Below are 8,007 nucleotides of genomic sequence, written 5' to 3'. Positions count from 1 at the left end.
TTGCCAGCTCTTCGACTACAGCGGTGAGGGCTTCTCCAGCTGTGCCATATAGCACTACATCGGCTCTCCTATCAGCCAGCGTCGGATCACGATTGACGATAGCTAGATGAGGTGCCTGAAAAGCCAGGGTATTCGCCGGTGAAACCGTGAGGCTAGATCCCACCACCAGAACTAGCTGGCTGCGCTCCACTGCTTGTAGTGCTTGGCTAAAGGCCGGTGGCATCATGTCCCCAAAAAGCACCACATCCGGCCTTACAGTTTTTCCGCATTGTTCACAGCGAGGCACAGGTTCCTTCGGCAGCTGTTCCAATGCCTGCTGCATGGGATATGTGCGGCCGCAGCTGCGGCAGTGCACTGTGCGCAAATGCCCATGTACTTCCAGTACGTTCTGGGCTCCGGCTTTCTGATGTAAGCCATCAATATTTTGAGTAATGATAGTGTGAACATAGCCTGATTGTTCTAGCGTCGCCAGGGCTATATGCCCGGCATTTGGCTCGGCGTCCAAAGTGGGGCCGAACACCTGGTCAAAATAGCGCCAGAAGGTCTGCGGACGCGCATACAAAGCGTCTACAGACAGATACTCCATCGGGTCAATGTGGCTCCAAAGGCCTGTGCCGGGGCTGCGAAAGTCGGGAATCCCGCTCTCGGTGGATATGCCGGCACCGGTAAAAACAGCCGTTCGTCCGCGATGCCTGTTCAGAAGCTGAGCCAAAGCCCGTACTTCGGTCTGTTGCATTATGTCATCTCCTACAGGAAGTGTCCCCTCTATATAATTATTTCTCCATTAGGGAACAGTTTCCTGCCTTGCCGTTAACATCCAGAAATGGAGAACTCGGTGTTGAACTGATGAAGCGTTGCAGCCCGGCCCAAAAAGTGTCAGGCACTGAAGTGTTCACCCTTCGCTGGGGCGTCTCCTGCTGGTAGTCAAAGACGCGGAGCTTTGCTTCCGCGTCTTTTTACTGCAGCTATTTACTTGCTCCTAGAATTGTTTCGATTCCGTCCAGAAAATCCACCGGATACTTCTCTATCTCTCCTTGGTCACCCAGTTCAGCCAACTGCGGGTCTACCGGCAGGGCGCCCAAGAACTTGAGGTTTTCTGCCTGAGCCGCTGCCCTTACGTGACTGGGGCCAAACAGTTCAATCTTGTCGCCGCAATGCGGACAGTTCAGGTAGCTCATGTTTTCGGCCACACCCAAAATAGGCACGTCCAGCATCTCGGCCATGCGAATGGCTTTCTTTACCACCATAACAGCAAGTTCCTGCGGTGAGGAAACTAGAATGATGCCATCTAAGGGCAGTGATTGCAGAACAGTAAGCGGCGCATCCCCTGTTCCCGGCGGCAAGTCCACAATTAAGTAATCCAGATCGCCCCAAACCACATCGGTCCAAAACTGCTTGACTGCCCCGCCGATAAGAGGACCGCGCCAAACAACAGGATCGTCTTCGTTAGGTAAGAGCAAATTGAGCGACATGATGCTGATACCTAGCAGGCTCTTGGGTGGAATCAAACCCAGGGACGTACCTTCCGGGCGATCTTTGATACCAAATAATTTGGGAATAGACGGGCCGGTAATATCAGCGTCCAACACGCCCACACGGTGAAGCTTCTTAGCCAGAGCACTGGCTATCAGCGCTGTTACAGTGGACTTCCCCACCCCGCCTTTGCCGCTCATCACCGCCACCACATGGCGGATAGAACTATGTTCCGGAACCGGCAGCTTGTCTAGGCCGGTCTTGGTCTTTGACGGGCACGTTTGTCCCTGCTCGCAGCTACTGCATTCAGCATTTTCTTCAGCCATTTCTTCGCCTCCTGGTGCAACTTTATACCTTACATATATTATCTCTTGCCTATATCGAACGCAAGCCCATAACCCGGCATTATTTCCTCGGAAATAAAATAAGGCACGGGCCCACACTAACCGCCCTACCCCAAGTGAAGTCAGGTCTCGGCTTATTCCACTTTCCCAAGCGCCAGACAGCCCCTAAGTAGAATAGGTCGAGACCTGACTCCTGATGAATTATTCGGATTCGGCCTGCAGCATCTTTTGTCTTTTACTCTCGGCAATAATCTCCAGCGATTCGGTCATCCGCTTTGCGTACCAGAGAAAAGGCATTGTCATTACCAGCGATAGTACCAACATGCTTGACCAAGGCCACATATCCATTCGGCCATCATTGTTACGCATACTGCTGCCACCTCCTCCATTGTCAGTTGTTCCCCGTGTACAAAAAATAATGCAGACAAGAAGTGGCAGCGCGCAAGTTAGTATACTTAGTTTACACCTGCCCCCGTTGGGATCAGAAGGGAAGCTAAATCGTATCTCTTTCCGGGTAATTCTTTGTACATATCCGGATGGCAAGTGAGGATAAGCAGCTGAAAGCGGTCAGCAGCCGCGTCCGCCAAGAGGTCTAAGATCCGGCTGCGACGGGTGCCGTCACTGTTAACCAAGGCGTCGTCTAAGACCACCAGTTGGCGCTCGCCGGTGCTTAAAAACTGAGCCAAGGCCAGGCGAGCCAGCAGCAGCATTTGCTCTTGAGTTCCAATAGAAAATACCTCCAGCGGCTGTAAAGATTCTTCGTTCTCTACTCTCAGGCCAGCCAGCGACAAATCGGCCTCTAGTTGTAGGCTGCGATCACGCCTGAAGGTTACTTGTTGGAATAAGCTATTGAGTCCTTGGCGAATAGGATCGGTGATATCAGCTAACATAGCCTCGTGACGGGCATGCACTAAACGGTACAACAGTTTCACCGCTCGGGCATTAACCTCCAGCCGGTTGTACTCTCTTTGAACTAGCTCGTACTCTTCTTCCAGCCGGCTGATCTTAGAATACAGTCCTACTTCCGATTGGAGATTGATCTCGGCCCGCAGCCCGGCCATTTCTTCTCTCAATTTCGTTCCTTGTTCTTGCTTCCGGCCGATGTCCTGCTCCAACCTCAACGCCGTTCGTTCCAACGAATCTGCATCCGGCGGCAGCCGGTCTTTCAGTTGGCTTAACAGATTAAGCTGCTGCTCTTTCTCGTCTTGGGCCCCTCTGAGGCTCCGCTCCAGTTCATCTTTTTCCCCTTGATAATTAGCCAACCGCTTTTCTTGTTCCTCAGCGGCAGTCCGGAGCATCTGTTTTAGCTCGCTTATCTCTTGTTCCAGCGTCCGCTGTCGATCTTCTTTCTTCCTCCACTCTTCTCTTAGAGCCCCCAGCTCTTTTTGCCCTTTCTCCTGTCGTTCTTCCAGCGCCCTGGCCTGCCGTTCCAGCTCAGCCGCATCGACCGGAGAAATCGAGCTGAGATGGGATACGTCCAGGCCCAGCTCTTCACACAGCCTCTCTAATTGCTGTTGTTCATGAATACCCTCTTGCTCTAACTCAGCCATTGAATCGTGTTCACCTAGAATGTTGGCTTGCTCGGCCTGCAACTGCTCGATTTGCCGCCGACTGCTTTGTGCCCAGTCATATCTTTCCCGTAATTCGGCTGCATTGCCAACTGTGAATGTGGTTAGTATAGCGGCCAGTTTTTTCTTATCTGCCTTCAACCGAGTTAAGATTCCTTTCAACTCCGAAGCTCCGGATGCAATGCTGAAAGTGCCCACAGTGGCAATTTCCAACTGTACTTCAGCCCCGGTAACATCCACCGCCAGGGGGCGCCCCGGCCCTACACTGTGTTCCGCTTGGCCTTCAGCGGTTTTTACCGTGACCTCAAAATCCCCAGTCGGGCGAAAATCTATCCGCAACCCCTGAGCCTTAGCCTGCCCCTGGCTGATTTCAATTTGTCTTTGCAACTGTTCCGCGTCCGCGAGCTGTTTCGCTGTCGGTACTGGCTTTAGGCTCAGCTTTGTTTTGAACCCGGCCAGCTCTTGTTCTATTTTCCGAGCGGCAGTACAGTCGTGCTTAATCTTATCGATTTTCTGCAGCAGAGTCAGACTCTGCCTTATTTTATAAACCCGGCTAAGCTGGCGATTGGCTGCCTTCAGACCTGCGGTCAGCTGAGTGATCTCTCTTTCTTTGATAGCTACTTGTTCTTGCAGTTTCTGCACCAGTGGCCGAACAGAGACTAATTCTTTTTCTTTATCCTGTACTGCCCGGGCCGCATCGTTACTTTTCCGGCCCCAGGTCTCTACGTGATCAAAATCCTGCTTGAGCAACCGCCATCGCTGCACGGCCGCCTTTACTTGTGCGTCAACAGTCTCAATCCGGCCTTTAAGCTTCTTGACTTCGTCTACCCGAGCCAACAGCTTCTTATGTTCTTCGGTTAGTTGCCGGACAGTTTCTTCTGCAGCCTGGGCTTGTTTTTCTCTCCGCTCAAGTTCGGTTGCTTGGCCGGAAATCTTAGCCAGTTGCCGGCGTGCTTCCTCTAATTTCTTATCTAGTTCATGCTGCCGAGCCTCAGTCTGCCGGATCTCCGATCCCGTCTGGTATACTGCTGTTTTCGGTGTATAGATCTTTGCATAACGATCATCCACAAGTTGCAGCAGCCTATCGTCTTGGGAAGTAAATATGGTGGCCCCAGCCGCCTGCTGGAAATGATCTTCTACCTGGCGGGAAACACTAGGAGAAGTGAAGCGTTCCTTGTCTTGAGGCATCCACAAAAGGTGAGCCAGTCCCCAGTCAGCACCTTTAGCTAGGCCCCGGCCCGGGAAACGAGCTAACATAAACTCGCGCACTCGGTCGTCGGCCCTCTTGCCATCAGCCAAGCGCAAATAACCTTTCCCTGCCTGTTCCGATAAGACGCACTTGGCCTGGTCCAAGAAGCCCTTTTCTAGTCGGTAGCGTTTGCCTGCTGCCGTAAACTCCACCTCTATCACTGGGCTTAGATCTGTTCCCCAAGGGCGATAGGCTAGAATCCCTTCACCGCCTACATCGTGGCGGTTGCAAAAGGCCAAAATAAGACCCCAAACAAGGGTGGATTTGCCTAATTCATTGGGCCCGGAAATGATATTAATACGGTGGTCAAATTCTGTCAGGGTAACCGGGTTACGAAAACAACGCAGGCCGGATACAGTCAACGAATGGAGCTGCATGACTACACCTCCTCCATCAAGGCCGCCAATGTTCGAACTGCTTCCCGGGCATCCTCCGGTTGAAAGCCTTCTTCAATGATAGTCGCTAGTAATTCTTGGCTTGGTCCGGCCCCGGCAACCAGATCTTCCGGTAGATCCGACAACGGCTCGCCCAGGATAGCAGCTGTCACTTTCAAATCGGCCAGTAGGGCCTGAAGAAAAGGCTGGCTTCGGGCCATATTGAGCAATTTGGCGGTGAGGGGCTGAGTCAAAAGACGGCTGGTGTCAAGCTCCAAGTGGAAAAGACGTGCTCGTAGCCAACCGGTGAGTTCATTCAGTTTTGTACTGTCGGCTAATGACAAGTGGCCCGCTAAAGCTAAGCGCACCAGTGCTGTCTCCGGCTTATCCAGCTCGCCGATACGGTGTTTGAGCCGCCCTGCAATCCCTTCGATACCGGCACCGAGATCGTATTCCCACCGTTGCCAGCTTAAAGTATTGACTTTGATTGGTTCAACCTGTGGAATTTGGCCCAGCTGGTCAATGGTAACCAGCAGGACACTGCCGCTTCCCGGCTCGTCAAACCCGGTGGGTTCCGGTGTTCCGGAATAAAAAGTGCGTTTGCCTAGAGAGAATAAAGAGTGCCAATGTCCTAACGCCAAGTAATCCAGCCCCTGCCTCTCGGCCGCAGCCAGAGCGATAGGGAAGTCATCCGGTTGGTAGCGCCCTTCGATCATGAGCGAACCGTGGGCCACTCCGATTTTCACCGCCGGAGAGGAAACAAGCGGCCACCTCAAAGTGGGGTCGGAATCAGATTTCTTCTGGCAACAAGGAGCCGGCAGCAGAATCACCCCCGGCAACGGCTCTAGGGGTTCAAAGGTTCTCAGTATGTGAACATTGGCCGGAAGATTGTTAACTAGCACCGAGCGCAAATAAACCGAATCGGCCGTTAAGGGGTCGTGGTTGCCCGGCAGAATGTAGATGGGCAGCGGACACTGCTCCAGGATACTAAGCAGCTTATGTACTAGCTGACTATCAACCTGGTTGTCTTCAAAAGTATCGCCGGCAACAATAATAAAGTCCGCCTGCTGTTCTGCTGCCACCTGGAGCAAACGCCGCACTGTCTGCAAACGAGCCGCTCGCACTTTGTCTCCCACTTCTGCCACATGGCGAGCCTTCATGCCGAGCTGCCAGTCGGCGGTATGCAAAAAACGAATCAAGGCTTTTCACTCCTTTCCAGACAGAACCGGAACTTAAGTAACGCTCAAAAACGGACAGAGTTGGTTCTGACAATAGTATTCGGGACCAGGAAAGACAATCCTTTTCTTCCTTAGCCAAAGCTCATCTAAACCCCGAAGACACATTAGGCATATACTGGAGCAGCACCTCTATACTGGCCTGGCAACGCTGTTTGGCGCAGTGGTACAGCTAGTGGGCAGGGACGGAGCCCTGCCCCCACCCATCGGCCGGACCCCAGTCTCTAGCCCGCGTTCAAAAGAGCGAGGGGAGCCAGGGAAAACCGCCGCTGTATGTGCCCCGTCTTGTAGGGTGGGCAAGTCAAGCCTCGAAGGGGCGAGTTCAGAGGCGGCATAAGTAAGCCGGTCTCGGTCGTTCTGGTGGGCGCATGCTTCGGATACAAGTCTGCCGGAGCTTGAGGATGGGCCGGTAATCATAACAGCAGCACAGAGCATACGGGCTAGGACAGCCCAGCTCCTGCCCAAAAGATCTAACCTATCTAAGGAGGATTGCTATATGAGTCAACTTGTGCCCATACCTTTACCTTACGTGAGTCTACCGGGCTTATCAGCCTTTCAATTGGCGGAACATTACAAGCTATACACCGGCTATGTTAATAAGACCAACGAAATTTGGTCCCTGCTGCCGGAAGCAAATCGCCGTGAAGCCAACGCCACCTATAGCCCATACCGAGAACTGAAACTGGAAGAGACCTTCGCCTTCAACGGTGTTAAGCTGCACGAGCTCTATTTTACCAACTTGGGCGGACTGGGTGGGCCGCCTTTCGGACCAATAGCTGATGTTATCAATCATGGCTTTGGCAGTATAGAACAATGGGCCGAAGATTTCCGAGCCCTGGCCCTTTCCGCCCGTGGTTGGGGAGCGTTGGTTTACGACCATCGTACCAACCGGCTTCACAACTTCCTATACGATGCCCACAACATGGGCGGCAGTGCCGAAACTCATATTCTGCTCATTATCGATGTCTATGAACACGCCTATTTTATTGATTATGCCACTAATAGAAGGGCCTATATTGACGCTTTCTTCAGTAATATCAACTGGGATGAGGTCAACAGGCGCTGGAACCTGTGGTGTCAAGGCCCATAGATAGGACAACAGGACATGAAAAGCCCCTGCTGAGGGGCTTTTCAGTCGTTTGGCCCAGACTAGACCTGGGACCGCACAGCCAGTAGGCGTTCCGCCGTCCGGTCCAATTGTTCCCGTTGGCAAGGGCTGAACTTTTTCAACCAGCGTTCAGGGATCGTTTCGAAGCTGTAGTGTACACCGGCTAAGCCTCCGGTGACAGCACCCACGGTATCGGCATCGCCGCCCAGATTAACCGCCGCTATCACTGCTTCTTCTAGATTGTCGGCAGACTGCAAAGCCCAGAGAACACAAGCCAGTGTGTCCACCGAATAACCGGTGGGATCCGGAGCAGCCATTCTCTGCTCCAGTTCTGCCCTCATGGTGAGCAAAGCTTCTTTATCGGGACATTTCCGGGCCAAGTACGAATAGGCGCTAGCCAGACTGTCGGTAAAGCTTTTTTCGCTTAATAAATAGTATACCAATAAGCAGTAGAGTTGGCACGTAAACACGGCTCGTTCATCCCAATGAGTCATCTGAGCAATGGATTGTGCTTTGTCCATCAGTTCCATTTGCTCACAATAAGCCAGCCCTACCGGCAAAGTTCGCATGAGAGCGCCGTTACCGGCGGTGTGGGATGTCTCGCAATGCAACTGATAGGCGCCTTCGTGCCAACTATGCCCCCTACTGACTTTGTG

Annotated in this window: 7 protein-coding genes; 1 reads left to right on the top strand and 6 read right to left on the bottom strand. The window is 52.7% G+C overall.

Annotated features, from left to right (window positions below; translation table 11 throughout):
* The 5 genes from GX016_04160 to GX016_04140 form a co-directional block, all read right to left on the bottom strand.
* The coding region (locus GX016_04160; protein ID HHT70753.1) for an NAD-dependent deacylase at nt 1–736 on the bottom strand (736 nt) is incomplete at its 3' end.
* 229 nt (nt 737–965) lie between these two features.
* The gene (locus tag GX016_04155; protein HHT70752.1) at nt 966–1,799 is read right to left on the bottom strand and encodes an Mrp/NBP35 family ATP-binding protein; all 834 of its coding nucleotides are present in this window, start codon (nt 1,797–1,799) and stop codon (nt 966–968) included.
* A gap of 219 nt (nt 1,800–2,018) precedes the next feature.
* Entirely contained in the window at nt 2,019–2,186 is a 168-nt protein-coding gene (locus GX016_04150; GenBank protein ID HHT70751.1) for a hypothetical protein, read from the bottom strand.
* Between the two features lie 86 nt (nt 2,187–2,272).
* The gene (locus GX016_04145) at nt 2,273–5,011 is read right to left on the bottom strand and encodes an AAA family ATPase (protein ID HHT70750.1); all 2,739 of its coding nucleotides are present in this window, start codon (nt 5,009–5,011) and stop codon (nt 2,273–2,275) included.
* A 2-nt stretch (nt 5,012–5,013) separates the two neighbouring features.
* Nucleotides 5,014–6,207, bottom strand: a complete 1,194-nt coding sequence (locus GX016_04140) for a DNA repair exonuclease (GenBank protein HHT70749.1) — start codon at nt 6,205–6,207, stop codon at nt 5,014–5,016.
* 532 nt (nt 6,208–6,739) lie between these two features.
* Here GX016_04140 and GX016_04135 point away from each other — a divergent pair.
* The gene (locus GX016_04135) at nt 6,740–7,333 is read left to right on the top strand and encodes a superoxide dismutase (GenBank protein ID HHT70748.1); all 594 of its coding nucleotides are present in this window, start codon (nt 6,740–6,742) and stop codon (nt 7,331–7,333) included.
* A gap of 59 nt (nt 7,334–7,392) precedes the next feature.
* Here GX016_04135 and GX016_04130 read toward each other — a convergent pair.
* Nucleotides 7,393–8,007: ADP-ribosylglycohydrolase family protein (locus GX016_04130; protein HHT70747.1), on the bottom strand; the 615-nt coding region annotated here is incomplete at its 5' end.

Source organism: Bacillota bacterium, assembly GCA_012837285.1.
Taxonomy (GTDB): domain Bacteria; phylum Bacillota; class DTU030; order DUMP01; family DUMP01; genus DUNI01.
This window is presented reverse-complemented; position numbering and strand designations above follow the sequence as displayed.

Coding starts and splice junctions, on each gene's coding strand:
- GX016_04155 (HHT70752.1), bottom strand. CDS start 1,799: ATGGCTGAAGAAAATGCTGAATGCAGTAGCTGCGAGCAGGGACAAACG.
- GX016_04150 (HHT70751.1), bottom strand. CDS start 2,186: ATGCGTAACAATGATGGCCGAATGGATATGTGGCCTTGGTCAAGCATG.
- GX016_04145 (HHT70750.1), bottom strand. CDS start 5,011: ATGCAGCTCCATTCGTTGACTGTATCCGGCCTGCGTTGTTTTCGTAAC.
- GX016_04135 (HHT70748.1), top strand. CDS start 6,740: ATGAGTCAACTTGTGCCCATACCTTTACCTTACGTGAGTCTACCGGGC.